The following is a 25,561-nucleotide window of genomic DNA, read 5'->3' on the forward strand; positions in this document are numbered from 1 at the left end:
TTTCCTGCAAAATCGAATACTACATCAAGACCAATTCTGCTTATTTCTCAAGTCAATCCGCATTCTTCACGGACGACTATCTAGGGACTATCTCTAAGCAACGCACTGCAGACGAGACCCGCCCGTTAGTTGCTGCGAACCTCGACGCGACGGCGGCGCCTGACGACAAGTCGTCCATGGGCCATGCATGAAGCTGCCAGTGAATCTGACGCCCCGGGCGCGGGGTGCCTCGACAGTCGTATCGTTTGCCCATGGGAGGACTACAGTATGACCGTGGTGGCGCTGGACAAGAATCGATATCAAGATCCTGAATGAATTGCAGCCGAACGCGAGCCTGACCAACGTCGAACTCGCCGCTCGAGTTAACCTCTCTCCTTCACCCTGCCTCGCCCCGGGTCAAAAACCTCGAAAAGCTTGGCGTGATTGATCGCAGAATTACGATCCTTCATGCCTCCGTGCTGGGTCTTGGCGTGACCGCATTCATCCGGGTGAGGCTCGAAAAGTAAGTACAGAACTCACTCGATAACTTCACCGGCAATCGATCGCATGGAGCAAGTGATGGAATGCTATCTCATAACTGGTGTGCTCCGCGTCATGGCTTCGGATATTGAGGACCTCGAAGATCTCATCGTAAACAAGCTATCGCGAATTTCGGGTGTATTCAGTATCAAATCCAATCTTGCCCTGAAAAAGATCTCGTACAAGACGGTGCTCCCGATCGACACGACGCGCCCGTCCAGATCAGACCGTGTCAATCCACGGCGAGGTATGGTGGCGCCAAGGCAAGGTGCGAAGCCACTGCCCTCCCCGCAAGGCCAGAGCATAGCGTGACGTTCGGATTGTCGCACACGGATAAGCCGTCGATAGGTGCGAGCTGAGCCCACCAGGAAACCCACAACGATCAGATATGGTAGACAATCATTTCCGCTCGGATTCTATGAACGTAGACAGATCCACCGCACTTGGGTCTCATCCCTGCACAGCCCCTCGGCGTTCTTCACCCAAAGTCCGCAATCGAGGCTTGGTTCAAGTGGGCTTCAACTTGCTGCCATGCAGACTACAGACGCCGAAGCCAACCGGCCCCTTGGATGTTGCGGATCTGCAAGGGATCATTTGACCGATTTGATCTACGTATCAGGCCGGCCCGTATTCCTCCTTCCGCCGACGCGCCACCCGTGAACTTCATCACGGCGCCGCCCCAACAACACCAACGCCGCTCGCTTTAATTCCGGCTTCATATTCGAGTCCTGTCGCACAACTTGAGCCATCGCTAATGAGTGCCAGCAACCCGCCGACCATTCGGTAAACTGAACCGAGGTGCATTTATCGCGAATCATGTTGACCATATCGTCAACACAATCTAGCAATATACGCGCCGCGCGATCCCGAGAGGTGAAGTGAGCCCACGTTACCCGTTTTAGAGCGGAGAAATCCGCGCTTAGACCGGAGGCTGTTTGGTGTTTGACGGTTGGACAGACCCTCCTCAGACCCGTCGACGAATGGTCCAAGCCGCCGCCTCTGGCGACTATTGCTTCGGAGACACTAGATGACTTCTCAAAAACTTCGGCGAGTATTTGAAGCACTGAGGTGCGGGCTGGCCAAGCAGCTGGAGGCGTTGCAGCGCAACTTAGCTCAATATCCGCCTATCGATCACCCGATGGACGTCTCGGAATACGAGATACTGAGCAGCATTTGGGCCGCTCATACCGGCCGGCTTCGCAGCCGACCTCGCGGTGGCGAATTAGAGCATTCAATCGCTCACGGCGGCCCGTCGGATTGCCTTCCGACGCCCGACCGACTTCCGTACTACAGCTACTTGGGGAAACATTTATGAAACGACGTGACGCGCTCAAAATTGCTGGTGCAGCTGCTTTTTCTGCCATCTCCGCCTCTGCAGTATCGGCAGAAGCGTCTGCGCCGACCAGGCAGAAGATAATTATGGTCCACGGATCATGGCACTGGGGCGCTTGTTTTGAAAAAGTCAGCAATTTTCTGGCTGAAGCGGGCTACGCTGTGGCCACGCCTGACCTCAAGTCACATGGATACGACGAGAGCCGATATGATAGCTTTTCGACTATGGGAGAGTATGTGCAGCCCGTTGAGAAAATGCTGCAAGATTCAAGAGAGCCTGTCATATTGCTCGGCCATAGCATGGGCGGCGCCACATTGACGTATCTGGGGGAGAAGTATCCGGAGAAGATTTCGAAGCTAATCTATCTTACAGCGTTCATGGTCCCCCAAGGAAAAACGGTCTTGGATTATACTAAAGCAGATGCCACAAATCCTAAGAAAAAGGAAATCCTGGACATAGTTAAGTTAGTTGGCGATGGTCGCGGTCTCGAGCTCGATACAACCCGGCGCGACCTCGTGAAGGCTGCGTTTTACGGCGATTGTAGCGACCATGACATCGATATAGCTATTAAGAATTGCGTGCCGATCACTAGCACCGTGCCCTACGCTGTAGTGTCAGAGATAACGGCCGATCGGTTCGGCAAAATCCCTCGCGTTTTTATCGAATGTACAATGGACAAAGCGATTCCAGTTGAAAGCCAACGTCAAATGGCGGCTGACGTACCCGGTGCGAAGATCGTTAGCATCGATACCAGCCATTCTTCCTTCTTCTCTAGGCCGGCCGAACTCGCCCATATTATTTTAGAGAACACATAGGTCACTAGCTAGGCCGTGTACCTATAAACCAGCGGGGCATGTGGCTGGTGGTGACTACGTCCGCTTTGCTCCTATAGCGACCAAGTTCGTGCGGCAGCGCAGCATGTCGCGATGGGCCAACATCAGAAGCCAACGGCACCCGGCCCCATGACGTCTGAGGACGCCGAAATCTACATCTTGTCGATGACCGACGAACCACCGGCTTCGGACGCGGCATCTTTGGCGGCGGCAGCTACAATCGCGGGGATGACATCCTCGGCACGATCGACGACAATGAGTTCAAGCAGGTGATCTCGATGAAGGAAACCTGCGCTCCGTATGTGATCCAGCATGGCCATCATCGGTGCCCAAAAGCCTTTGACGTTCACCAGGACCATCGGCTTGCGGTGCTGTCCAAGCTGGGCCCACGTCATGATTTCCACGATTTCTTCGATGGTGCCGATGCCCCCCGGAAGCGCCACGAAGGCATCAGAACGCTCGAACATTCTGTGCTTGCGCTCGTGCATGGTGTCGGTGATCGTCAAGTCTTCGAACATCTTCAGCGCGTCAGTCGTCGTTTCCCAGTTTGTGAGAAATCGCGGAATGATGGCGCCGACCTTGCCGCCGTTATCCAATGTGCCGCGAGCGACCGCGCCCATCACGCCATGGGTTCCGCCGCCGTAGATCAGCGTTAATCCCGACGCGGCAAGAGCGCGTCCCAATCGCTCGCCTGCCTCGACGTAGGCAGCATCGTGACCGGGCGAGGAACCGCAATAGACGCAGACTGCTTTGATCTTGCTCATGTTGGGGATAACCTTCCCGATGAGCGCCGTCACAAGGGCTCGATACTCGACATCCGCCGTCTCCGCCCTAACACGCCCTATCCCGTTTCGAGGGAAACCGATGCGCTATAGTCAGTTTGGCAGGGGGAGCCGTACAAGGCCTCTCGCAATCAGTATGGCGCCGAGCATGACGATCCTCAATCGCCCTGGAGCTGGGAGCTTCCGTCCTTCTTCGCATCGTTGATGATGGCGGTTCGATCGTAGTTGTTGATACTATCTATAAACTGGTTCGTTAGAACGTGATCGACGGCTATGGGAGCCGGTAAGATCTTCTGGTTGACAAAGAAGTTGATTAGCCGATTCCAATCGTCGGAGACAAGCGTCCCGTGTTTGTCACCAATCTTAGGCGTATTCCAGATGCCGAGCCGTGCCTGATTGACGGTTATCCCTTCCTCAAGCGCTGCAGCGCTGTCTGGGTTTTTGGATGCAGCCTCGGGATACGCTTTCCAAGTGATCAGAACCGCCGCTTTGGGATTTGCCATCGAGTAGTCGTAGCCCTTTGCAACGGCCCGTCCAATTCCCGTTAACATCTTCGGATTTCTCTCGATCGTCTGCGTGCGGGCCAGCAAGCCCACATCCGGCAGCGCGCGCAGATTTTCCGCCACCGGTAGCTCGCGAAGGCCGAGACCTGAGAACTTGAACTTGGCGAGCGCGGCATCCCAGTAGACGGCCCCGTCGACAAACTTCTGACGGACCGATGTGACGGCCTGCGCCCCCACACCTATCGGCAGAAAGGAAATATCCTTGTCGGGATCCAGGCCGGCGGCCTGCACAAACGCGCGACCAAACGTCGTACCGGCGCTCCCCATCGATTGGACACCCAGCTTCCTGCCTTTCAGGTCGCCGAGCGCCTTGATCGGGCTGTCAGGTAGCACGGCGACCGACCAGATATTCGAATAGTAGAGTCCGTAGAAGTACCGAATGTCGAGCTTTCCAGACTGAACCCCAACCAGAGCTTCGCCTGGCGAGGCGGCGCCGACTTCGGCATTGCCCGCCGACACTTGAATCGCCGATTCGTTAGAGCCGCCAACCGCGATCAACGTAACGTCGTAGCCTTCGGATGCGAAATAGCCCTTTTCCTTGGCGACGACGAATGGTGAGAACGCCTCGTCAATATTGCGAACCGGAATCAGCAATCGCACCTTTTCCAGTGCACTCGCATTCTGCATTCCGCCGAGGAAAACGACTATCGCAGCCGCCGGCCCCGACAATCCGTGCTTACGCAATATCGTCGACATCGTTATCTCCTGAACTGTTTCACGTCATGACCGGCGCATCGCTACGCCTGATCCAGAAGATGTATTTGCGTGCGGCATACCGCATCAGCCCGTGCATCACCAGGCCGATCGCCGATAAGATAATCAACACGGCAAAGACACCGGAGACGTCCATGCTGAAGTTGAGCGTGACCACGAGATAGCCGAGTCCAACTTGCGCACCGACGAACTCGCCGACGATGGCGCCGATTACGGCAAGAACCGCAGCGATCTCGAGGCCGGCAAAGATCAACACCAACGCCGAGGGAACTCTCAGGCGCATCAATGTCTGCAATTTGGTGGCACCGAATGCCTTCATCATGTCGAGCTGATCCTTATCAGTGGAATGAAAGCCAGCAATCACGCTGACCAGCACAGGGAAGAAGCAGACGAGCGCGGTGATTACGATTTTCGACGTCAAGCCATAGCCGAACCAAATGATAAAAAGCGGCGCAATGGCAACCTTCGGCAAGGTTTGCAGCGCGACGAGATAGGGATAGACGAGCCGCTCGAAAACCGGAATGAGCGAGATCATCGCACCGATGATCAAACCTGCGACGCAGCCGAGCACAAAGCCGCTCAGAACCTCGACCAACGTTGCCCAGAGATGCGGCCAGAGCATGCCGCTCGTGACCAGCGCATACAGCCTGACCACTATCGAGCTCGGAGTCGGGAGCACGATGGGCGAGACCGCAAATGCTCGGCAAATGCCTTCCCAAAGGGCAATCACAGCCACCGCGACGGCGATCGACTGCAATAGATGGGCTCGCGACGGGTTCATTGGACTACTCATAGCGATGTCGTCGTCAAGGATTGTGCTCCGAAGATATTCCGGATGTGATCGCAGATCTCTCCGAAGCGTGGGGTTGCCATTGTCTGCAGCGTGCGAGGACGACCGACATCGACGTCGATGATCTCGGATATCCGCCCCGGTCGCGGCGACATGACAACGACACGGTCGCCGAGCAATACCGCCTCCGGAATGCTGTGGGTGATGAAAATGACGGTCTTTTTTTCTTCCGACCAGACCCGCATCAATTCCATGTTCATCGCTTCGCGCGTCATCGCATCGAGCGCGCCGAACGGCTCGTCCATCAGCAAGATTCGCGGCTCACGCATCAATGCCCGGCAGATCGAGACACGTTGCTGCATGCCGCCGGACAGTTCGAAGGGATACTTCTGCGCAAAGTCCTTCAGCCCCATGAATGCCAGCAGGCGCTCGGCGCGCCTTACCGTCGCTTCCGATCGATCGCTCTTGAGGTGTGCCGACAACAGGACATTGGCCAATACGGTGTTCCATGGCAGGAGCGTCGCTTGCTGGAACACCACGCCGACGTCCGGGCGCGGCCCAGTGATCTGCGTCTGGTCGCATTGAATGACGCCTGAAGATGCGCCTTCGAGACCCGCGAGGATGCGTAGCAGCGTCGTCTTGCCGCACCCACTCGGACCAACCACCGAAATGAACTCGTTCTCCTGAATATCGAGATCGACGTTTGTGAGCGCGTTTACGGTTTCGCCGGAACGCGTCCTGAACCGTTTCTCAAGACCAGCGATGTGAATCATCGGCGGCTTCGATCCGCCAGCGTTCGGAACCAGAGCGCCATATGCGCCACCCTCCACCTTAGCTTTCAAAGCAATCATTGTTTCCTTCCCGCAGGGCTGACAGTGGCTCTCGAGGGGAGCAAGAACTACGCCAAGGCGCCACATGCGCCGTTTTCTATTTCTGTTGACTATCTAGTTAACTGGATTTTTGAATTTGTCCAGCGTGAAATTTGGGCTGCCTTAATCGCGACAGGATCGCCCGATCGCGCGCTTATGTTGAGATGCTCGTGGAGCCGGTCGCCGCCAGTGATCGCACGTACATTCGAGTTTGCCGCAAGAGGCATCCGGAATGCCCGCGCCTTGCGCTCTAGCGGTTGGGCAGCTTCAACTTCCAATGTTGCCAGCATGGTGATCTGCTGCGGGCGAACTGGCGCGCCACAGTTCGCTGGTTCCGCTCAAGAGCAGATCATGGCGAGCGGATCGAGGGCCTTGGACCGAGATGGACCTCTAGGTAGACCCTGCCAGCTGCACTCTTTTCAAGCGTCTCGCTTGATGCGCGATCGTGAAATGCCTTGGAAGAAGCAGTTCATCTTCCTTCGAACAGGGCGAAACGAATACTTAACCAGCGGTCTCTGCGAGCGCTTTGACGTTTGATTTCCGTTCTAACGCCGCGCCGGGATCCAACACGCAATACTGCAGGACGAGATTCGTAACGTGCTTGAGCCAATGTTCTCGCGAAGATGCTGAGCTCAAGTCCTTATTGAGCGCATTTTCCAGCGTGTATTGGTTGGAGAGGTAGTGATAGCACAGCGACGAGAGTGTCAGATACACGACTGCGGGGTCCAGACCGGAGCGAAAGATTCCATCTCGACTGCCGCGTTCCAGGACGAAACTGAGAGTTTCGACGAGCGGATTGTAGAGCTCCCGGATCCGCTTCGACTTGCGAATATACTTTCCGCGGTGCTTGTTCTCTTCGTTCAGGAGGCGGATCGCATTCGGGTTGCTCTCGAGCGCAACGAAAGTGTGCTCGATCAGCTGCTTCAGCGCGAGCACAGGGTCACTCGCGCGCACGGAAAGGTCGCGCTGTTGATTACGAAAATCCTCGTACATCCGCTCAAGAGCGGCAACAAACAAGCCCTCTTTGGATTTGAAGTAGTAATACAGCATGTTCTTGCTGAGGCCGCATCGCTCCGCGATACGGTCAACTCGCGCGCCCTCGAACCCGATGCGAGCGAATTCTTCGATCGCCAGCTTCAAGATCTTCTCGCGTACGCGAGCCGGATCACTACTACGACGCGCCAAAACGGGGCTCCCTTCGTCTACAAGAGCGATACATTGGAGGCGTCCACTTCGCCATCGGCCTTTGCGTTCGCCGACGCTCGGGCTGCGGAACGCCCCCATTTTGCTGCACGAACAGAGCGCAACCGCACCCGAAAATCAAATGCAAAATGACTAAGTTCTCGCGTGGGATGCCTCCGCTTCCTCGACCAGTTGCCAGATTCGCGGCGGTGACAGTGGCAGTTGCATCGGCTGAACATTGAGATGCGACAGCGCGTCCGCCACGGCGTTAGCCATAAGTCCCCCCACCGGAATAAGCCCGCCCTCGCCGGCCCCCTTGGCGCCGAGCGGATTGTTCGGACACGGCCTGAGCTCTAGCGTCACCGAGTCCAGCTTGGGAAAGTCAGAGGCTGAGGGCAACAGATAGTCGGCAAAGGAGCCGGTCAGGAGTTGCCCTTCGTCGTCATACACCAAATGTTCGAGGAAAGCGCCGCCGAGGCCCTGAACCATCGAGCCGATTGCCTGACCATGCAAGGTCAACGGATTTATCATACGGCCAACATCCTCGACCGACATGATCTCCATCACCTTGACATGACCCGTCCCCGGATCGACTGCGACATGCGCGGCTTGCGTGCCATAAGCCCAGGTGTACTTCTTATTGAAAAACTCGGCCTCGACCTCCAGGGGCGCTTCCGACAGACCCGAAAACGAAAGCTGGCTCCCATCGAAGCTAGCCCGTTCGCTATCGACGATCACCTCCTCGGGTTTGCATCCGAGCCGCTCTGCCGCCGTTTTTCTGATCAGCTCCTTGAGCTTTTCGGCGCCCAACAGAATGGCCGAGCCGCCCATCACGGTCGAGCGAGAGTGATACGCACCGTAACCATCTTTTACATAGGCGGTCGATCCGTGGAGGATCGTTATCTTATGGTAAGGCATCTCCATCGCGTCGGCCGCGATCTGGGCCATGATGGTTTCCAGGCCCTGCCCCACCGAGGATGATCCCATATACACCGACAACGCGCCGTCAGTCTCCAGCACCAAACGCACTTCTTCCTTCGGCCCAGCCGCGCCACCTTCGATGAAGCTACCGATCGCGATGCCGTGGTAGTACCCGTCGATCAACTTGCCGCTCAGCTTCTTCTTTTCCTCCCAGTCGAATTCTTTCAGGCAGCGATCAAACACGGCGTGATAGTCGCCGCTATCGAGCTCGGTCGAGCTGTCGTATGGCGTGATTGATGGCAAGGGATAAGGCATTTGCGCGTCCGCCACCAGATTGCGACGGCGCAGCTCAATCCGATCGATCTTTAAGTCCTGAGCGGCCAGATCGATCATGCGTTCGCGCACGAAATCGGTCTCATAGCGCCCCGGGCCGCGATAAGTACCGCACGGCGTCTTGTTGGTGGTCAGCATCGAACTTTTCAGGTCGACATGCTCCATGCAGTATGGACCACACATATATTGCGCGATATTCCGTGGGCCGACCGATCCGTTGGTGCGTACGTAAGCGCCAATATCCGACCAGATTTGCCCACGCAGACCGATGAAGCGACCGTCACGCGTAGCCGCGAATTCGACGTCGCACTCCATATCGCGCGCGTGGTTGGCACTCATGAGGTGCTCGCGGCGATCCTCAGTCCATTTCACCGGCCGGCCCACTATGCGCGCGGCTGCAGGGATGAGGTAGTCTTCCGGGTAGAACTCGCCCCGCGAACCAAAGCCGCCACCGACGTCGACTTCGATGAGATCGACCGCCTCGATCGGCAGTTCGAGTTGAGCGGCAAGCGTGCGGCGGTTATGCCAAGCGGTCTTGGCTGCGCCCCACACCGTCAATTTCCCGACCAACGCGTCCCATTCAGCCACGAAGCCACGCGGCTCCATGAACATTGCGGCGTGGCGTTGGACCTTGAACGTCTCCCGGCGGACGTAGTCTGCGTTCTTGAACGCCTCGTCGGCATCACCACGAAACGCCTTCCAAGTGATCGCAACGTTGGAGCCATGATCGTCGAACAAGACTGATCGCTTGGCTTCGGCATGCTCGCGATTGGCTACGGCCGGCAGCGGCTCGATATCCAATGCGATAAGCTCGAGCGCATCCTCGGCCACCGCCGCGCTGCGGGCAATTACGACCGCAACGGGCTCACCGACATAGCGGACCTTGCCATCGGCGATCACCGGTTGATGAAACGGCTCGAGCTGCGGCAACGGCTGCAGGCGCAGCGGAATCCGCGGAACCTTGCCGCCTAGATCCTTGCTGGTCAGGACGCGATGCACCCCCGGGAGCGCGAGCGCTGCGCTACTATCGATCGACTTGATCAGGCCGTGCGCCGTCGAACTGCGCAGGATCACCGCATAAAGCTGATTTGGCCGGTTCACGTCTGCGACGTATGTCCCCCTGCCGCGAAGGAGGCGCAGGTCTTCGACACGCTCCATCGGGCGGCCAATATACGAGTTGGAGGCCTTCATCACTTGCTCCCGGCACCTTGGTAAAAACTGCGCGCTTCGAGCACGGCCTCGATGATCGGAACATATCCCGAGCATCGGCAGAGGTTGCCTGAAAGCACTTCGCGTATCCGCTCCTCGTCCGCATACGGCTCGTGGCTCAAGAGCGCATGCGCCGTGGTAATGAAGCCCGGGGTACAGAAACCACACTGCAAACCGTGATGCTTGCGGAACGCAGTCTGCAATGGCGTCAATTCATCGCCTGAGAGCCCCTCGATCGTTACAACCCGCTCGCCTTGTACCTGGGCTGCGAGCATAAGACAGGAGCGGACGGCCTCGTCGTTCACCAGGACCGTACAAGCACCGCAGACGCCATGCTCGCATGCCAAGTGGGTTCCGGTTTGACCAAGATCGTCCCGGATGCAATCGGCAAGCGTGGTACGAGGTTCAACGTCGGCACTTACGGGGTTGCCGTTGAGGCTGAATTCGATCTTCATCTAGAACTCCTAAGCGGCCGACTTCTTTAAGCCGCGACTAAGCAGTGTCGCGACGAGGGCTGCACGATATGCGCCGGGCGCATGAATGTCGCTCGGCGGATCGACCGTTTGCCGTGCTTTTGCCGAAGCCGCCGCAATCAACTTATCGGTTACCTTATTGCCGTTCAGCACCGCTTCGACTTCGGTCAACCGAATTGGCCGGTCGGCGACCCCAATCGCACCGATATGCGCATCGGTGATGCGGCCGCCGCTATCGAGATCGTAGTGAAGAGCAACGCCAGCCATCGCGAAATCGCCCTTGCGACGCGCAAACTCGAGAAACGCCCATCGCCTTGCCGCCGGCCACGCTGGCAAATGCACCTCGGTGAGAATTTCGTCCGGCTCAAGGGTGGTCTCCAACGGGCCCGTGAAGAAGTCGGCCGCCGCCTCGACGCGCGAGCCGGCAGGGCCGACGATCGTCATGCGCGCATCGCAAGTTAGGGCGACGCCAGGCATCTCGGCCGACGGATCGGCGTGCGCCACCGATCCGCCTACGGTCCCACGATTGCGGATCTGGTAGTGCGCAACGTGCTTGATGGCTTCGGCAAGCAGTGGATGGCTGACCGCGAGCCGCCGGTCATTTTCGATATCGCACCACCTCACTTTTGCGCCCAGCCGGACGCCGTCCGCCCCGATCTGGATCGCAGCGAGATCTCTCAGATGCTTCAAATCCACGAGGAGGTCCGGCGCAGCCAGACGATACGCGAGCATCGGCATCAGGCTCTGACCGCCGGAAATCACCTTGGCATTTCCGTTGCACGAAGCGAGAAGACTGACAGCCTCAGCCAGTGTCGAGGGCGCGACATATTCGAAAGCAGGCGGCTTCATTCTGTCTCCACCAATACGCGACGGGCCGACTGACGGTCTTCACCGCGACCCAATAAGAACCAAAAGAAGCGCCCGTAATTCGCTCGGCCCAGCGATCGCCGGATCAGCGCTTCACGGCAAGTCGGAGGCCAAGCGGTCTTAGGAAGACAACTATAACACTCAACTCCTTGGCTCACAGAACGACATGGCTACGATCCGACTTCGAGGTTCGAAAAGAGGCATTTGCCATGTTGAACGATACACCTGTAATCGCCATCGAGGAACACTATTGGGATCCCGAGATGGCGCGACATTTTCCGGCCGGCGAGAACAAATCTCATGTAGCTGACCAACTCACCGAGATCGGCGACGCCAGGTTGCGTGCAATGGATGAGGCGGGAATCGACGTGCAGGTGCTCTCCCATGGAGCACCGGCGGCCCAGAAGCTCCCGCCTGAAATCGCGGTCGACTTGACCAAACGAGTCAATGATCGCCTTGCAGAGGCGTGCGCCAGACATCCCGACCGATTTGCCGCATTTGCTGCTCTACCGACACCGGTGCCCGAACAGGCGGCACGGGAACTCGAGCGCTGCGTCAAAGACCTCAAGTTCAAGGGCGCAATGATCCACGGGTTGACCAACGGCCTGTTCATCGACGATAGGCGCTTCTGGCCAATCTTCGAAGTCGCCGAGAAGCTCGATGTGCCGATCTATCTGCATCCATCGGTGCCACATTCCGAGGTCACCAAGCATTACTACGAAGACTATGCGCGCGACTTTCCCACGGTGATCCGGCCTGCTTGGGGATTTACCGTTGAAACGGCGACCGCCGCGATTCGGCTCGTCTTGAGCCGTGCGCTTGAAAAGTATCCAAAGCTACAGATCATTCTCGGCCACTTTGGCGAGACCTTGCCATTCTTGCTCTGGCGCATTGACCAGGCCTTGGCCCGCCCTGGTCAGGAAGGATTAAGCTTCCGTAGACAGTTCAGCCAACATTTCCATGTGACCTGCAGCGGCTTCTTCTCGACGCCGGCCTTGACCTGCACCATGCTCGAGCTTGGCATCGACCGTATCATGTTCGCCGTAGATTACCCGTACGTGGTCAACAAGGATGGAATGAATTGGATCCGAGACCTTCAGCTTTCGATCGACGACAAGCGCAAGTTGGTCGGCAATAACGCCAGACGACTGCTCAAGCTGTAACTGCCGAACCGGCGACGACACACGATGGCAAGCCGACTTATGACCAAGCGCCCCACGATTCCTGCCCATCTCCGCGTCCTGATGGCGGAAATCGGCCCAAAGTGGGCGAGCGACACCAAAGGCCATGTGAGGCTGATGGTGGAGGAATTCAGCAGAGTATTGAAGTCCTCGCCGAAAGACGGGATCCAAGCCGAGACGGTGAGATATGGAAATCACGAACGCCAGGCATTCGAGGTATTCCAGCCAGCTGACAGCAGCTCCACAGCGCGGCCCGGTCTGATCTTTGTCCATGGCGGCGCCTTCACCGAGGGTAGCCGTCATCGCAGTACGGAGATATACGCCAATGTACTATATTATTTCGCCCGCCACGGGATCGTCGGCATCAACGCCGGCTATCGCCTGGCTCCCGAAGCGCGGTACCCCGAGGCCACCCGGGACATCGCGGCCATCGTGCACTGGATGCAAAGCAACGCGGCGGACCTGGGTGTCGACCCTAATCGGATATTCCTGATGGGACACTCCGCCGGCGGCGCCCACGTCGGAAGCTATGCCTATGATAAGCGGCATCAACCCGCGACGGGGCATGGCCTCGCGGGCGTACTGATCGTCAGCGGACGCGTACGGGCGGATGCGAGAGCGGACAACCCCAATGCCAAGCGTGTCACCGAATACTACGGGCCTGATATTTCGACCTATGATGATGTCTCGCCCGTCTCGCATGTCGACAGTTCTAGTCCCCCAACCTTCGTCGCGTGCTCCGAGTTCGAAAATCCGTTGATCGACGTCTACTGCTTCGAGCTTGCCCACCGGCTAGCGGCAGCGAAGGGTCGCGCGCCGCCGCTCGTCTGGATGAAAGGCCACAATCACACCTCGATCATCGCACACTTCGACACCGCCGAGGACGTTCTAGGCCAGGCCTGCCTCGACTTTATCGCTGAAACGAGCGACGCGACCTCGGTTCAATTTGGCTGAACCAAGATCGCGGATCCCTTTCTGGGCGCGTTCACCTGGTTTCCAGCTTTCCGCCTCTGCCGGAGCACGATCGCGATCTACTCAAGGCAGCCGAATGCCGGTGAATTTCGGCTGCGTGTATTCTTCAAACGCGTAGGGCAGCCCCTCACGTCCAACACCGGATCGGCCGACGCCGCCAAAGGGATAGTTATCCAGCCGGAAGCGGCTCGCCTCGTTGATCCAGAGCGAGCCGACGTGGATTTCCTCGGACATCCGCAACGCGCTTGCGAGGCTCGACGTAAAGCACGATCCCTGCAGACCGAACTCGCAATCGTTCGCTATGCGGATCGCATCATCGATATCGCGAGCGCGCATCACCACAACGACAGGTCCGAACACTTCTTCCCTGATCAAACGAGTGCCCACAGGCGGGTCGATCACGATCGTCGGCGGAATGATGCAATCGACCAGCTCACCGCAGGTCTCGACGCGACAACCGCGACCACGCGCGTCATCGATCATTGCGATGATCCTCGCGGCCGCGCACGACGAGACGACAGGACCGAGATCGGTGTCTGGCAGCGTCGGATCGCCGACTTTGAGGCGCTTTGCCCCATCAACGAAGCGTCGAAGGAACTCATCGAATACTGACGCTTCCACAATGATGCGTTGCGTCGAGATACATTGCTGGCCACTCGCTTCGAACGACGACGGAACGATGCGCCTCACCGCATCCTCGATATCGGCATCGGCAAGAACGATGTTGGGTGAGTTTCCACCTAGCTCGCCGATAAATCGCTTCGCGCCGGCTGCTTTGGCCAGCGCGTCGCCTGCCGCAGTACCTCCAGTCAAGGTGACGACATCGACATCGGGGTGAGCGGCCAAACCGAGTGCCTCCTCGCGATCGCCGGGAAGGACTTGCACCAGCCCCTCCGGGACACCACCAGCGATGAAAGCCTTGGCGATTGCTTGAGCGATCTCGGTGCCTTCCAGACATGGCTTGATGATGACGGCGTTCCCCGTAATCAGCGCTGGAGCGAGCTTTTGCACCAGGAGGTTCGAAGGCGCGTTGAACGGCGTGACCGCGGCCACGACGCCGTACGGGACGCGGCGAGTAAAACCGAACACCCCCGCACCGTTGGGCACCATGTCGACCGGCACCATCTCGCCTTTCAAACCGTGCAAATGGGTTGCACAGGCCCGGACAAACGCGACACTGCGGTTGACTTCCATTTCGGCTGCCTTACGGGGCTTGCCGATATGAGCGATGGTCATCTCGACGAGCTCGGCGGCCATGCGTTCCATGGCAGCCGCTGCCCCGCTGAGCCATGCGGCGCGTTGATGCGCGGGAGTCCTGAGGTACGTTCGGAACGCCGTTTTCGCTGCGCGCACACTACTTGCTAGCTGAGCCGGACCGCCAGGCCGCACGTTGAAAGCCACGCCGCCGGTGTGCGGGTTTTTCACAGGGAATACCTGATCCATTGCGGACGCCGCCGTCGAAACCGAGGTACCGACATTAGTCGTGGTCATCTTTTTCTTCCCGTTTGAGTGAAGCCGCCCCAGAGCGCGACCTCGATGGCGCGGAGTTCTCGGCACGCCTTGCGTGCACCACCAAGAGCTTGACACCATGTTGACTATATAGTCAACATGATTTCGATACGCATGATCGTCTGGAATGGGAGGCCATAGTGAGGGTTGCGGTCATTGGTTTCGGGGCGATCGGAAGCTTTGTCATCGAGCATCTGAAAGCCGACCCCTCCATCGAGGTCAGCGCTGCGTTTTCGCTCCCACGCCCCGAGGCGTGTTCAGTTCCCGTCGTCGACAGCCTTGGAGCTCTCCTGGCGACCGGCCCCGATCTGGTGGTTGAATGCGCGGGTCACGGGAGCCTGCGCGACGCTGGCGAGGCCATCCTCCGGCATGGAACGGATCTTTTGGTCGCCTCAGTCGGCGCGTTAGCGGATTCCGTGCTCGAGCGCGCGCTGCGAAAGGCCGCAGCGGATGGAGGTGGCCGCCTGCTGATACCGGGTGGCGCACTCGGCGGCATCGATGCGGTCAGCGCTGCCCGCGAAGCCGGCCTTGATTCGGTGGAATATTCCGGCCGTAAGGCGTCGAAGGCCTGGATGGGTACTCGTGCGGAACAGTTGATTGATCTGTCCTCCGTCACGCAGGCGACCACGTTTCTCGAATGCGATGCACGAACGGCCGCGCTTCAGTTTCCGCAAAATGCCAATGTCGTCGCGGCACTGGCGCTCGCCGGGCTCGGCTTCGAGAAAACGAAGGTGCGCCTGATTGTCGATCCTGCCGCCGACGGCAATAATCACTCGTTTGTAGCACGCGGCCCGTTCGGTGAAATTTCGGCTTCGATTCGATCGGCAACCTTACCGTCGAATCCGAAAACATCCGTGCTGGCGCCGCACAGCTTGATCCAGGCAATCAAAAAGCGGGCCGGCTTGATCCTCGCGTGATCCGCCGGCCCAAGCTTGGCGCCATCCCCTCCGTCACAGAAAGGCTCAGGCGCTCGGGAGAAACTTGTTTTCTATGATGCTTTCAAGTGCTCATCTCGGCGCTTGTAGAGTTCATCATCCGCGTATCCCATCGTTTCGGGCTTGGCGCGACCGAGCATGACCTGGAAGTAGACGGGCTCCAGACTGTTGTTATCGTAGCCGTGGATCACGCCAGCCGGACAGGAAATGCATTCCCATGGGCCGAGGCGCTTGCTGATCTTGCGGCCATCCTCGTCTTGCACGAAGACGTCGAGGTGCCCTTGCAGGACGAAGAACACTTCTTCGACCTCATGGGTGTGAGCGGCATTGCCCTGTCCGGGAGGCACGAACATGATCGAAAGCGTGAAATTCCCCGGCGGGATTGCCGAAACGTCGTTATGCTTGCCCGAACCGCCAGCGCCGATGAAGCGGTGTTGCGCGCGCTTGAAGCCTTCGATCTTGGCGTCTTCGAACGCCGCCCAATCCGCGCGGCGGTCGGCGTAACGCGCGACGTAGCGATCCATGATCTGCTCCAATGAAGCTGTTTCAAGCTCCTTCGAGCGAGCGTGCCTTGCCGTAGCCATCTAGTTCTCCTGTCTTAAACAACCTGGTTTCGCCCAGCGTCGGCGGGCGCCGGCCCGACCATCTGGCATATCGCCTTAGATGCCAAGCTGACCGCAGCTGAAAACCCCGTATCATCCAGAGCGTATTCATTGTTGACTATTTAGTCAACACAAAAGCGGCAGCCTCATCTGAGCTCCTGATCACCGCGCCTTTCCGCACTCCCCCTGGGATCGTCTCGGAGGAAGTCAGCTCGTGGACCGGGTGAGCGGCCGGCCGAATGACTTAGATTTGCACTTCTTTGGCAAAGTTGCCGAAGAACTGATCTGCCAGCTTTTTGGCTGAGCCAAGGATCAGGCGCTGCCCCAACTGGGCAAGCTTCCCGCCGATTTGGGCTTCGACGTTGTAAGTCAGCAGTGTGCCGCCGTCCTTGTCGACCAGGGCCACCGTTGCGCCGCCTTTGGCGAAGCCGGCAACCCCGCCCTCTCCTTCACCGGAGATTTTGTAGCCGTTGGGCGGGTCGAGGTCGCCAAGCGTCACACGTCCTTTGAAGCGGGCCGACACCGGGCCGACCTTCATTTTGGCAACCGCACGAAAACCGCCGTCGTCCGTCGGTTCAAGCTCCTCGCAGCCGGGAATGCACGCCTTGAGCACCTCGGGATCGTTCAACTTCGCCCATACCGCCTCGCGCGACGCCGGAAGTTGGACTTCGCCGTTCATGATCATGGCCATACAAACTATCTCCTCTGTTCGCCAACCCCTCCGCGGAGCCAGGGGCAAATTCTTTCCGCCGCATGATGTCTTCAGTTGACTAATCAGTCAACATGAATGTACCTGGCAACAGATGCACTTGGCCCGGGAGCGGTTCATGACGAAGTTTCGAGGAGTGTTTCCCTATCTTCCGACGCCCCTTCGAAGCGACGGGACCGTCAATGGTCCCGTGTTACTGGCCATTTGCGATGATCTGATCAAGGCCGGCGTGCATGGTCTCGCAGCTCTTGGTTCGACGGGCGAATATGCCTACCTCGATGCCGACGCTCGTGCCGAGGTCGTGCGACACACCGCCGATGCGGCCCAAGGGCGGGTACCTGTTATCGCTGGTGTCGCAGCCACCACGACCCGCGAGGCTATCCGGCAAGCCAAGCGCTGCAAGGAATTGGGGGCGGACTGCATCCTCCTGGTACTCGAGTCATATTTCCCGTTGGATGAGAGGCAAATCGAAAGCTACTTTCTCGCCGTTGCGGATTCGGTCGCCTTGCCACTCTTGATCTATACAAACCCCCAGTTCCAGAAGACCGACCTTTCGATTGACCTCATCGAGCGCCTTGCCAACCATCCCCAAATTCAGTACGTCAAGGACGCCTCCAACAACACGGGGCGCCTCCTCTCGATCATGAACCGATGTCCCGAACTTGGCGTCTTTGCCGCGTCGTCTCACATTCCAATCGCCGTCATGATGTTGGGAGGGTTGGGATGGATGGCAGGTCCGGCCTGCATCCTGCCGCGCACGAGCGTCGAACTCTATGATCTGTCGGTCGCCGGGCGCTGGGAAGAGGCGGCAGCTCTTCAACGCCGTCTATGGCGCGTCAACGAAGTCTTCGCAAAGTTTAACCTAGCAGCCTGCATCAAACGTGGCCTTAGCTTGCAAGGATACGACGTTGGATTGCCTGCTCAGCCGCAGTCTCCCCTGTCTGAAGCGGCAGGTGCCGAAGTTTCCGACATCCTCAAGGAGTTTGGTGAACTCGGCACGCGGGCCTCAAAATAGATCGCTGCTGTTCGGCCGGATATTGGTCGATGCGCCTGCCTCCGGCAGGTCTCATCAGTTGTGCTTTCAACCGCCCTCCGAAAGGGCGCCCACTTTCCGAGGATACGATCTCGGTCATTTTCGCCGTCCGTTGCCCGCCCGAGCTGCGCGCGACCGTCCGCGCCGGACACTCGTCAAACGCAGAAAAATGAGATCCGCATGCTCGCCTGCGCCGGCGGGAGGATGAGGCGGACAATCGAGCATGTCGCGGAAGCAATCCCCCGGCGCCACCAGTCCGCATTTGATTTGTACACTTGTACGACTATTCGTACAGATGTACGGTTGATTATTGATATGTGAGGGCGCCATGAGAGACGTTGCGATCGTAGGGTATTCTGAGACAAAAATAGATGTCCGTACCGGACGTACATCCTATGAGCTTGCGGGAGACGCCCTCGACGAGATCCTGGCCCGGACCAACGTCGATAAGTCCGAAATCGATGGGCTCTCCGTTTCGGAAACCATGAGCGAGAGCGCCAATCCATTTTGGGCGCAATACATGGCCGATGTACTAGGCATCTCGCCGAGCTGGCTCGAACTGATGGGATTGGGCGGTGTATCGAGCATCGGCGGCGTGGCCCGGGCGGCAATGGCGATCCGCAGCGGTATGTGCTCGATTGCGCTGGTCCTTGCAGCGGACGCGCAATCCAGTGGCGCGACGCCGGAGCAAGGTGCACAGCGTCACGAATTTCAATATCCAACTGGCTTACGCGGACCTGTCGGCGCCTTCGGCATGATCATGCGCCGCTATGACCATCTTTATGGCCTGAACAGAGACGCACTGGCAAAGCTGGCGGTCACTCAGCGGCAGCATGCGATCCTGAATGACAATGCCTGTCCGCGGCTGCGCAAGGCGATGACCGAGCACGACTATCTGAATTCGAAGTTGGTCTCGGACCCGCTGCGTGTGCTGGACAGCGTGATGGTTTGTGATGGTGCGAATGCCGTTCTGGTGATGTCGGCGGCAGAGGCGACGAGGCGAGGCCTCAAGGCGGTCTATCCGACGGGCTACGCGGAGAGGACACACTACAAGGTGACCGAGCCGATGACTGAAATCATCGATTCCGGGTTTCTCGAATCCGGTCCGCGGGCGCTCAAGCAGGCCGGGCTCAAAGCCTCGGACATCCAGTCGTTTCATCCATACGACGACTTCATTATCGCCATCATGTTGCAGCTTGAGCAGATCGGCTTTTGCCCACAGGGTGCGGGTGCGGATTTTGTCCTCGGCCGGGACATGACGTTCAACGGCGATTTGCCGCTCAACACCGGAGGCGGTCAGATATCTGCCGGTCAACCAGGTCTCGCGGGCGGCGGGCTCAATCTGGTTGAAGCGGTTCGGCAGATGTTTGGTGACGGTGGTCCCCGTCAAATCAAGAGAACCCAGAATGCCATGGTGACCGGTATCGGCGGCATTCCCTATGCGCGCAACTGGTGCACGTCCGGCGTGATGATCCTGGAGCAATGATATGATCGAAGACACCATCAAGCCTCAGCGCCCGCTGCCGAAGATTGGCTCCTATCTGGATACCAAGGAGTTCTGGAGTGGGGCCAAACGCGGCAAGCTTATGCTGCAGTTCTGCACACAGACTCAAAGATACCAGCATTATCCGCGGCCAATCAGTCTCTATACCGGTCGACATACGATCGAATGGCGCGAGACCTCGGGAAAGGGCACGGTTTATTCGTGGACGGTCACGCGCTCTCCCTGGCCCGGTCACGAGGCGCGTGCCCCTTACCTTTGCGCCTACGTCGACCTCGCGGAGGGAGTGCGGTTTCTGTGCAATCTCGTCGGTTGTTCCGAGGACGAAGTTGCCATCGGCATGCCGGTCGAAGTTCGTTGGGACCGGCTGAACGACGAAACCGTCTATCCTGATTTCGCTCCTGTACGAGTCGAGCCGTGAAACTTGCATCCTATCTGGCCGCGCAAGCGCAGGCGTTCCCTGATAAATTCGCCCTCGTCTGCGGCGAAACCCGCGTGACATTTCGTCAATTACACGAGGACAGCGATCGTATAGCAACGGCCCTGCGCAAATCGGGGATCGCCACCGGCGATCGCGTGGCAGTGTGCCTGCCCAACTGCTGCGAGTTCGTCACAGTCTTCTTCGCGATTGTGAAGAGTGGCGCGCTGGCGATGCCGATCAACATGCGATTGTCGACCAACGAGATTGCGATCATCTTTGCGGACGCGGCGCCGGCTGCGGTCTTCTTTAGCAAAGACGAGCGTGAAGTGGTAGACAATATCTGTAATGGAGACGCCATCCGCCGCTTCGTGGTCGGGCCTTCCAACGACTCGGCTGATTTTTCCATTGCGTCGATGCTCGCATGTCAACCGGAGCCAATTGAACTGCCTCCCGAGCACGATGATTGCATGATTTCCTACACGTCCGGTACGACTGGACGTCCAAAGGGGGTCATAACCACGCAGGCGAACTATATCGTCGGAAACGGCTTCTTGAACGCGATGTATTGGAAGCTATCGTCCGATGATCGCATCGTCGTGACGACGCCGCTTGCGCATCGCACGGCATTTGCACGGGTCGGCAACATGGCCGTGTTGGGCGCGACGCTGCATATTATGCCTCGCTTTGACGTAAATGAAGCGGCGCGGCTGATCGAGGCCGAAAAGATCAGCTTGATTTCGATCGTTCCGACCGTCGGACGAATGATGTTGCCTGTCATCGAGGCCGAACCAACGCGGTTCAGTTCATTGCGCGTGCTGGTCGCAACGGGCGAGGCTTTTCCAACCGAGATCAAGCGGCGTTTGCTTAAGGCGTTGCCGAAGCTTGAAATATTCTCATTTTTCGCGATGACCGAGGCAGGCTCGCTGGCGATGCTCAAGCCGGACGAACAATTCGACCATGGGACTTCGGTCGGTCGCGTCACCCCCGGTGTCGAAATGCGCCTCGTCGATGCAGACGGGCAGACGGTCAACACCGGCGAAGCAGGAGAGATTTGGGTGAGATGCGGCTTGCCCGGACAATATCTGCTGTTCCGGACGTACTTCAATCAACCGCAGGCGATGAAAGACGCCTTCCAGGAAGGCTGGTTCAAGACAGGCGATATCGGCCGTTTCGACGAGGATGGGTTTCTCCATATTGTCGATCGCAAGAAAGACATGGTGCTGTCTGGCGGATACAACATCTATTCCAAAGAGGTCGAGCAAGTGCTGCTCCGATATAGCGGGGTTGCCGACGCGGCCGTCGTAGGCGTCCCCGACGACGTTTACGGGGAAGCTGTTGCTGCGTTCATCGAGCCAGAGGTCGATGTTATACTCGCCGAAGACGACTTGATTCGATGGTGTGCCTCCGTGCTTGCGAGCTACAAAAAGCCGAAGCACGTGGTTTTCTTGCGCGAATTGCCGAGAAATAGTACCGGCAAGGTGATCAAGAACCAATTGCGGACACTATTCAGCACACGACACTGATAGGCCAAGCGTGCTTACCTAACGAACGAGCGCAACATCGTAAATGACTGCCAATTCCCTTGAGCGGGTACCCCAACCCCAAACCCGCGGACAACTGCAACAGAAGTACATCGCAGGCGTGGTGTATGATCTCATTGCGGAGCAAGGGATCGAAAATCTCACGATGCGGCAAGTTGCCGATGCTGCCAAGGTAAGCCTCGGCACCATCACTTATCATTTTCGTAGCAAGGAAGCGTTGATCGCCGCGGCGCTGGAATCTGGTTATGAATTGCCGGATGACTGGGATCAATACAAGGGGTCGCCAGTTGCCCAGCTTCGCCGCATCGCTTTATCCTACGCATTGCAGTCGCCCAAGGAGCGGTGGTGGCGTTTCTGGATAAACTATGTCGCGATGAGCACCCGCGACGCTGAAATTCAATCAATTCAAGCCAAACGCTTCGACAAACAGCGCCGGTTCTGGGTCAAGCTTTTCATGGAAGGCAAGGAGCTTGGCGAAATCCGCGGCGATATACCGATCGAAGAAACCGTCGATCGGATGCTGGTTGAGGTACATGGTCATGTCATTCTGCAACTGGTCAAGTCTAGTCCGAGAATGCGAACGAATGCGCGCGAGGCGATCAACAGGATGATCGACGAGATCCTCGCCAAGCCCTAACCGCACTTCCGACTTTTGTGGGCACCGCGGAGCACGCTCGCGCATTCCGTGAACAGACAAGGTTTGCAGCCAGGCCTTATCAGTCACGTCTTGGCCCTCCGCTAACATTGGTCAACTCCTCCCAATCGTTCGGTGGCATGCTGTGCCAGCAAAACGTATCCCTGTTGGGCTTATGGTGCGCTCGGAGGGAGTTCGCATTATATGTGATTTCAACGGGTTGCGGAGGTAGATGACGAGCTTGGGTGCATTTCCGGCGTCTAAATGCCTTTGGACAGTCTTCCCAACGACCTGACGCGATCTGGCTGCCAGCTGACTCATGGATTTCGATTCCGCGGGTCGGGAGTTGGAATCTCTCCGAGCGCGCCAGCACCCTAACTGCCACCGTGGCCCGGTAAGCTGCACGCCTGCTCGTCGGGTATCGCATCCCAGCTTTCAAGGCCGTGAGGCGTCGCCAGCCTCAAACGCTTTTCGCAGCAGCTTTGCCATCAGTTCGTAGGCTTCTTGCTTGGTTGTCGGATTGGGCGGCGGGGGATGCCTCCGGCTCCGGCTGGCGTGCCTGCCCCAATCGGCGGTCCGTTTTAGGTTCTCAATCTGTGCCTTGGGAGCCCAATTGAGAGTGCAGAATTTGTGCGCGCCGCCGAATTTCTCGATCAGGCATTCGAGGGCTTTGTAAATGTCGAACCAAAAGGTCGGTGGAGAACCGTGATCGGACGGAGAAGCCCGGCCGAAAAAGATCAACGCATCTTCCAAGAGATCGTCCGTGTCAGCGATGGCCGCCCATCTTTGGACGTCGCTCTCTTTAGGAGGCGGGTTCGGCTTCGGCACGCCGTCCGGCCCTATCACGACGGCCACTGCGTGCATTCTCAACCGAGCGCGCTCAACAAACCCCTCAGCGAACAGCGTCCTACTATGCTTGCCATCGGATGCAAATTCGATAACCCCGCCGAATTGAAGCGGCTGCCCCTGCATCGCGACAAACATAGCCCCGTTCAACCGCTCGATGTGAGTGACTGCCCGGTCGCGCACCTCATTCGAAGATGTGAGGTCACCAAACGAGTTTGATCGCAATACTGTATCGGCTCCATGCACCTCGACCCACGGATCAAACGGCGGCTTGAGCATGTCACGCCAGTCTTGCAGATCGAACTCGTGCCCTTGAAGCACGGCCCCCCATTGCTTTGGCATCGCCCCCTCCAGCGCACCTCAAGGCATTGTTGTAACACCAAAAAGCGACGACGTGGTGAGCTGGCTCTTAGCTTTGCTCCGTTGACCAAGCCCGTGTGCCAAGCCGCACGCACGGCCCCAACCGCTGGCGGCTTGCTCTCACTGCTCCTCCCGGCGCATTGTTCTCTGCATGGGCAGCAAATCCCGGGAACGAATCTACGGCGCCTCCGTCCGCGCGGCGGCCGAGCAAGCCGCCGAGGCGCGCCGGAAAGCCGACCGACTGGCCTGCGAGGCGTGGAACGCACGCATGCTCGGCTTTCAGGGACCGGCGCAGCCGTCCCCTGCCCTCGGCGACGCGCTCAATGCGGGCTATCGGTACCTTGAGGTGAATTGCCTCGGCTGCGAGTCGCATCAGACCATCGACCTCACCATCGTCCGCAAACCAAAATCGACAGCCGTGCACGAGCTGGAGCGCCGCATGCGCTGCAAGGATTGCTCGGCGGTCCAGGGCTATCCCTACAAGCGCAGCCACCTCGTGGCGCTGCGGGCCACGACGATTTCCGCCAATGACCCACCTTCGACGTGGTGGCCGGGAGAGAGATAGAAATTTCAGATTTTTACTTTGGAGCATCACCTATGAATTTTTTGGAGCAACTGGATGAGGTCTGGCGCGATAGTCTGGAGGACGATCCCGAAACCAAGAAAAGGAAATTCGGAGAGTTCATGGATAGGCTGGAACCTCAGGTTGCGCGCCTACCAGCGGCGCAACAGGCAGAGGCACTTCAGCCGATCATGCGACAGATGGCCATCTATGGAAGTTTGCAGCAGAATGACCCGGAAGGACTGAAGGTCAGGCTGGGTTTGAGTCCTCCTACCACCGCAGGCTCGGCTGATCGTCTTGCTCAAGCTGCCGTCGAAACTATCGACGTTACGCCGCAGGTGGATGAGTTCTGGCGCGAAATCCTCGGGCGCGATAGGAAGTTCATCGAGACGAGATACACCGCGTTCATCAAGAGGATGCAAGATCAGGTTTCTCACCTGCCAAAAGCGGAACAAGACGCGCTGCTTTGGCTGGTCTACGCAAAAAGCGAAGAGTACACCAAACTCGCGGAGCTAGACCGAGGAGCGTTGAAAGTCAGATTGGGTCTGCCTCCCTCGTCGCACGCCACCGTTCAGCTCGCTTCATCGAGATCCACCGGTCGGTTAGCTCAAGTGGCCGCCGAAACGGTCGTGCGTGCGACCATTTGGGAGAGCATCGCAGCGTTGTTCCGGGTCTTTCGATGACATGTGCAATATTCAATAACTACAAACCAAGCCGCGATCCTCAACCTCTTCCGCGTGGTCAACCGTTACGTCGGTAACCTCGCGCCGATGCCCGGCGTGTTTCCTGACTACCCTGCCCCCGTGACCGGAATGCCGCCGCCGAAGAGCGCGAGATGATCATGATGCGCTGGGGCACGCCGCCCCCGCCGCGCACAGGCGGGCCACCGGTCACGAACATCCGCAACACCTCGTCACCGCACTGGCGCGGCTGGCTCAAGCCGGAGAACCGTTGCCTTGTCCCGTTCAACAGCTTCGCCGAGTATGCGCCGGAGCCGAACCTGGAGACAAAAAAGAAGGATGTCGTTTGGTTCGCGCTCGCGGACGATCGGCCCCTCACCGCGTTCGCTGGCATCTGGACCGAATTCAAGGGCGACCGGGGCACCAAATCCAAACCCATCCCCGGGCCTCATCTGGTCTACGGCTTCCTGACCACCGTGCCCAACGTGGTGGTCGCCCCGATCATGAGAAGGCCATGCCGGTGATCCTGACGACCGATGAGGAGCGCGACGTGTGGATGCGCGCGCCTTGGGATGAGGCCAAGGCGCTGCAGCGGTCATTGCCGGATGACGCGCTCAAGATCGTGATGCCCGGCGCGGACAAAGAGGACAAGTTGGCCGTGTGACGGCATTCTGCCCCACTACTTTA

At 58.3% G+C, this 25,561-nt stretch carries 25 protein-coding genes and 2 pseudogenes; 15 read left to right on the forward strand and 12 right to left on the reverse strand.

Annotated features, from left to right (window positions below):
• The 4 genes and pseudogenes from Q2M23_RS32310 to Q2M23_RS32325 all read left to right on the forward strand — a co-directional run.
• On the forward strand, positions 1-191 hold a 191-nt coding region (locus Q2M23_RS32310; RefSeq protein WP_316398215.1), incomplete at its 5' end, for a hypothetical protein.
• Between the two features lie 101 nt (positions 192-292).
• Positions 293-411, forward strand: a pseudogene (locus Q2M23_RS32315) (Lrp/AsnC family transcriptional regulator); the annotation flags it as partial.
• A 183-nt stretch (positions 412-594) separates the two neighbouring features.
• Positions 595-831, forward strand: a complete 237-nt coding sequence (locus Q2M23_RS32320; protein WP_316398264.1) for a hypothetical protein — start codon at positions 595-597, stop codon at positions 829-831.
• 999 nt (positions 832-1,830) lie between these two features.
• Positions 1,831-2,667 (forward strand): alpha/beta fold hydrolase, encoded by an 837-nt coding sequence (locus tag Q2M23_RS32325; protein ID WP_316398216.1) that lies wholly within the window; start codon positions 1,831-1,833, stop codon positions 2,665-2,667.
• A 170-nt stretch (positions 2,668-2,837) separates the two neighbouring features.
• On the opposite strand, the gene Q2M23_RS32330 is transcribed toward Q2M23_RS32325, so the two are convergent.
• The 8 genes from Q2M23_RS32330 to Q2M23_RS32365 all read right to left on the reverse strand — a co-directional run bounded on the left by Q2M23_RS32330 (position 2,838) and on the right by Q2M23_RS32365 (position 11,370).
• On the reverse strand, positions 2,838-3,449 hold the full coding sequence (locus tag Q2M23_RS32330; protein ID WP_316398217.1) for a TIGR00730 family Rossman fold protein: 612 nt from the start codon (positions 3,447-3,449) through the stop codon (positions 2,838-2,840).
• 176 nt (positions 3,450-3,625) lie between these two features.
• On the reverse strand, positions 3,626-4,726 hold the full coding sequence (locus Q2M23_RS32335) for an ABC transporter substrate-binding protein (protein WP_316398218.1): 1,101 nt from the start codon (positions 4,724-4,726) through the stop codon (positions 3,626-3,628).
• 19 nt (positions 4,727-4,745) lie between these two features.
• Complete coding sequence (locus Q2M23_RS32340) at positions 4,746-5,525, reverse strand: ABC transporter permease (RefSeq protein ID WP_316398219.1); 780 nt, start codon at positions 5,523-5,525, stop codon at positions 4,746-4,748.
• Between the two features lie 8 nt (positions 5,526-5,533).
• Positions 5,534-6,385 (reverse strand): ABC transporter ATP-binding protein, encoded by an 852-nt coding sequence (locus tag Q2M23_RS32345; protein WP_316398220.1) that lies wholly within the window; start codon positions 6,383-6,385, stop codon positions 5,534-5,536.
• A gap of 519 nt (positions 6,386-6,904) precedes the next feature.
• On the reverse strand, positions 6,905-7,543 hold the full coding sequence (locus Q2M23_RS32350) for a TetR/AcrR family transcriptional regulator (protein ID WP_316398221.1): 639 nt from the start codon (positions 7,541-7,543) through the stop codon (positions 6,905-6,907).
• A gap of 195 nt (positions 7,544-7,738) precedes the next feature.
• On the reverse strand, positions 7,739-10,030 hold the full coding sequence (locus Q2M23_RS32355; RefSeq protein WP_316398222.1) for a xanthine dehydrogenase family protein molybdopterin-binding subunit: 2,292 nt from the start codon (positions 10,028-10,030) through the stop codon (positions 7,739-7,741).
• Positions 10,030-10,503 carry a (2Fe-2S)-binding protein gene (locus Q2M23_RS32360; RefSeq protein ID WP_316398223.1) on the reverse strand — a complete coding sequence of 158 codons (474 nt, stop codon included), beginning with the start codon at positions 10,501-10,503 and terminating at the stop codon, positions 10,030-10,032. The genes Q2M23_RS32355 and Q2M23_RS32360 overlap by 1 nt, the downstream gene beginning before the upstream one ends.
• Positions 10,504-10,512: 9 nt before the next feature.
• Positions 10,513-11,370 (reverse strand): xanthine dehydrogenase family protein subunit M, encoded by an 858-nt coding sequence (locus Q2M23_RS32365; protein WP_316398224.1) that lies wholly within the window; start codon positions 11,368-11,370, stop codon positions 10,513-10,515.
• A 227-nt stretch (positions 11,371-11,597) separates the two neighbouring features.
• On the opposite strand from Q2M23_RS32365, the gene Q2M23_RS32370 reads away from it, so the two are divergent.
• Both Q2M23_RS32370 and Q2M23_RS32375 read left to right on the forward strand, forming a co-directional pair.
• Entirely contained in the window at positions 11,598-12,551 is a 954-nt protein-coding gene (locus Q2M23_RS32370) for an amidohydrolase family protein (RefSeq protein ID WP_316398225.1), read from the forward strand.
• 39 nt (positions 12,552-12,590) lie between these two features.
• Positions 12,591-13,523: an alpha/beta hydrolase gene (locus Q2M23_RS32375; RefSeq protein ID WP_316398226.1), complete on the forward strand. Its 933-nt coding sequence runs from the start codon at positions 12,591-12,593 to the stop codon at positions 13,521-13,523.
• A gap of 81 nt (positions 13,524-13,604) precedes the next feature.
• On the opposite strand, the gene Q2M23_RS32380 is transcribed toward Q2M23_RS32375, so the two are convergent.
• The gene (locus Q2M23_RS32380; RefSeq protein ID WP_316398227.1) at positions 13,605-15,032 is read right to left on the reverse strand and encodes an aldehyde dehydrogenase family protein; all 1,428 of its coding nucleotides are present in this window, start codon (positions 15,030-15,032) and stop codon (positions 13,605-13,607) included.
• Between the two features lie 158 nt (positions 15,033-15,190).
• Between Q2M23_RS32380 and Q2M23_RS32385 the strand changes: the two genes are divergently transcribed.
• A complete protein-coding gene (locus tag Q2M23_RS32385; RefSeq protein ID WP_316398228.1) occupies positions 15,191-15,967 on the forward strand; it encodes an aspartate dehydrogenase in 777 nt (258 codons plus the stop codon).
• A 71-nt stretch (positions 15,968-16,038) separates the two neighbouring features.
• On the opposite strand, the gene Q2M23_RS32390 is transcribed toward Q2M23_RS32385, so the two are convergent.
• Both Q2M23_RS32390 and Q2M23_RS32395 read right to left on the reverse strand, forming a co-directional pair.
• Positions 16,039-16,569 (reverse strand): cupin domain-containing protein, encoded by a 531-nt coding sequence (locus Q2M23_RS32390; RefSeq protein WP_316398229.1) that lies wholly within the window; start codon positions 16,567-16,569, stop codon positions 16,039-16,041.
• 262 nt (positions 16,570-16,831) lie between these two features.
• Positions 16,832-17,278, reverse strand: a complete 447-nt coding sequence (locus tag Q2M23_RS32395) for a CoxG family protein (protein ID WP_157340379.1) — start codon at positions 17,276-17,278, stop codon at positions 16,832-16,834.
• A gap of 136 nt (positions 17,279-17,414) precedes the next feature.
• Between Q2M23_RS32395 and Q2M23_RS32400 the strand changes: the two genes are divergently transcribed.
• The 5 genes from Q2M23_RS32400 (at position 17,415) to Q2M23_RS32420 (ending at position 22,429) form a co-directional block, all read left to right on the forward strand.
• A complete protein-coding gene (locus Q2M23_RS32400; RefSeq protein WP_316398230.1) occupies positions 17,415-18,311 on the forward strand; it encodes a dihydrodipicolinate synthase family protein in 897 nt (298 codons plus the stop codon).
• Between the two features lie 346 nt (positions 18,312-18,657).
• Positions 18,658-19,815: a thiolase family protein gene (locus Q2M23_RS32405; protein ID WP_316398231.1), complete on the forward strand. Its 1,158-nt coding sequence runs from the start codon at positions 18,658-18,660 to the stop codon at positions 19,813-19,815.
• Position 19,816: 1 nt separating this feature from the next.
• A complete protein-coding gene (locus Q2M23_RS32410) occupies positions 19,817-20,251 on the forward strand; it encodes an OB-fold domain-containing protein (RefSeq protein WP_316398232.1) in 435 nt (144 codons plus the stop codon).
• Positions 20,248-21,774, forward strand: coding sequence for a class I adenylate-forming enzyme family protein (locus tag Q2M23_RS32415; RefSeq protein WP_316398233.1), 1,527 nt, complete (start codon positions 20,248-20,250; stop codon positions 21,772-21,774). Before Q2M23_RS32410 ends, Q2M23_RS32415 begins: the two co-directional genes overlap by 4 nt.
• A 43-nt stretch (positions 21,775-21,817) precedes the next feature.
• Complete coding sequence (locus tag Q2M23_RS32420; protein WP_316398234.1) at positions 21,818-22,429, forward strand: TetR/AcrR family transcriptional regulator; 612 nt, start codon at positions 21,818-21,820, stop codon at positions 22,427-22,429.
• Between the two features lie 432 nt (positions 22,430-22,861).
• On the opposite strand, the gene Q2M23_RS32425 is transcribed toward Q2M23_RS32420, so the two are convergent.
• The gene (locus Q2M23_RS32425; RefSeq protein ID WP_316398235.1) at positions 22,862-23,614 is read right to left on the reverse strand and encodes a hypothetical protein; all 753 of its coding nucleotides are present in this window, start codon (positions 23,612-23,614) and stop codon (positions 22,862-22,864) included.
• A 169-nt stretch (positions 23,615-23,783) separates the two neighbouring features.
• Between Q2M23_RS32425 and Q2M23_RS32430 the strand changes: the two genes are divergently transcribed.
• The 3 genes and pseudogenes from Q2M23_RS32430 to Q2M23_RS32440 all read left to right on the forward strand — a co-directional run bounded on the left by Q2M23_RS32430 (position 23,784) and on the right by Q2M23_RS32440 (position 25,538).
• Positions 23,784-24,197, forward strand: a complete 414-nt coding sequence (locus Q2M23_RS32430; protein WP_316398236.1) for a hypothetical protein — start codon at positions 23,784-23,786, stop codon at positions 24,195-24,197.
• Between the two features lie 32 nt (positions 24,198-24,229).
• Positions 24,230-24,877 (forward strand): hypothetical protein, encoded by a 648-nt coding sequence (locus tag Q2M23_RS32435; protein ID WP_316398237.1) that lies wholly within the window; start codon positions 24,230-24,232, stop codon positions 24,875-24,877.
• A 3-nt stretch (positions 24,878-24,880) separates the two neighbouring features.
• Positions 24,881-25,538 (forward strand): annotated as a pseudogene (locus Q2M23_RS32440) (SOS response-associated peptidase).
• Positions 25,539-25,561: the final 23 nt, after the last annotated feature.

It is taken from the genome of Bradyrhizobium sp. 33ap4 (assembly GCF_032654765.1).
GTDB classification, from domain to species: Bacteria; Pseudomonadota; Alphaproteobacteria; order Rhizobiales; family Xanthobacteraceae; genus Bradyrhizobium; species Bradyrhizobium australafricanum.

Coding starts and splice junctions, on each gene's coding strand:
- Q2M23_RS32430 (WP_316398236.1), top strand. CDS start 23,784: ATGGGCAGCAAATCCCGGGAACGAATCTACGGCGCCTCCGTCCGCGCG.
- Q2M23_RS32335 (WP_316398218.1), bottom strand. CDS start 4,726: ATGTCGACGATATTGCGTAAGCACGGATTGTCGGGGCCGGCGGCTGCG.
- Q2M23_RS32320 (WP_316398264.1), top strand. CDS start 595: ATGGCTTCGGATATTGAGGACCTCGAAGATCTCATCGTAAACAAGCTA.
- Q2M23_RS32435 (WP_316398237.1), top strand. CDS start 24,230: ATGAATTTTTTGGAGCAACTGGATGAGGTCTGGCGCGATAGTCTGGAG.
- Q2M23_RS32380 (WP_316398227.1), bottom strand. CDS start 15,032: ATGACCACGACTAATGTCGGTACCTCGGTTTCGACGGCGGCGTCCGCA.
- Q2M23_RS32345 (WP_316398220.1), bottom strand. CDS start 6,385: ATGATTGCTTTGAAAGCTAAGGTGGAGGGTGGCGCATATGGCGCTCTG.
- Q2M23_RS32360 (WP_316398223.1), bottom strand. CDS start 10,503: ATGAAGATCGAATTCAGCCTCAACGGCAACCCCGTAAGTGCCGACGTT.
- Q2M23_RS32340 (WP_316398219.1), bottom strand. CDS start 5,525: ATGAACCCGTCGCGAGCCCATCTATTGCAGTCGATCGCCGTCGCGGTG.
- Q2M23_RS32425 (WP_316398235.1), bottom strand. CDS start 23,614: ATGCCAAAGCAATGGGGGGCCGTGCTTCAAGGGCACGAGTTCGATCTG.
- Q2M23_RS32405 (WP_316398231.1), top strand. CDS start 18,658: ATGAGAGACGTTGCGATCGTAGGGTATTCTGAGACAAAAATAGATGTC.
- Q2M23_RS32390 (WP_316398229.1), bottom strand. CDS start 16,569: ATGGCTACGGCAAGGCACGCTCGCTCGAAGGAGCTTGAAACAGCTTCA.
- Q2M23_RS32370 (WP_316398225.1), top strand. CDS start 11,598: ATGTTGAACGATACACCTGTAATCGCCATCGAGGAACACTATTGGGAT.
- Q2M23_RS32355 (WP_316398222.1), bottom strand. CDS start 10,030: ATGAAGGCCTCCAACTCGTATATTGGCCGCCCGATGGAGCGTGTCGAA.
- Q2M23_RS32395 (WP_157340379.1), bottom strand. CDS start 17,278: ATGGCCATGATCATGAACGGCGAAGTCCAACTTCCGGCGTCGCGCGAG.
- Q2M23_RS32330 (WP_316398217.1), bottom strand. CDS start 3,449: ATGAGCAAGATCAAAGCAGTCTGCGTCTATTGCGGTTCCTCGCCCGGT.
- Q2M23_RS32375 (WP_316398226.1), top strand. CDS start 12,591: ATGACCAAGCGCCCCACGATTCCTGCCCATCTCCGCGTCCTGATGGCG.
- Q2M23_RS32420 (WP_316398234.1), top strand. CDS start 21,818: ATGACTGCCAATTCCCTTGAGCGGGTACCCCAACCCCAAACCCGCGGA.
- Q2M23_RS32325 (WP_316398216.1), top strand. CDS start 1,831: ATGAAACGACGTGACGCGCTCAAAATTGCTGGTGCAGCTGCTTTTTCT.
- Q2M23_RS32410 (WP_316398232.1), top strand. CDS start 19,817: ATGATCGAAGACACCATCAAGCCTCAGCGCCCGCTGCCGAAGATTGGC.
- Q2M23_RS32365 (WP_316398224.1), bottom strand. CDS start 11,370: ATGAAGCCGCCTGCTTTCGAATATGTCGCGCCCTCGACACTGGCTGAG.
- Q2M23_RS32400 (WP_316398230.1), top strand. CDS start 17,415: ATGACGAAGTTTCGAGGAGTGTTTCCCTATCTTCCGACGCCCCTTCGA.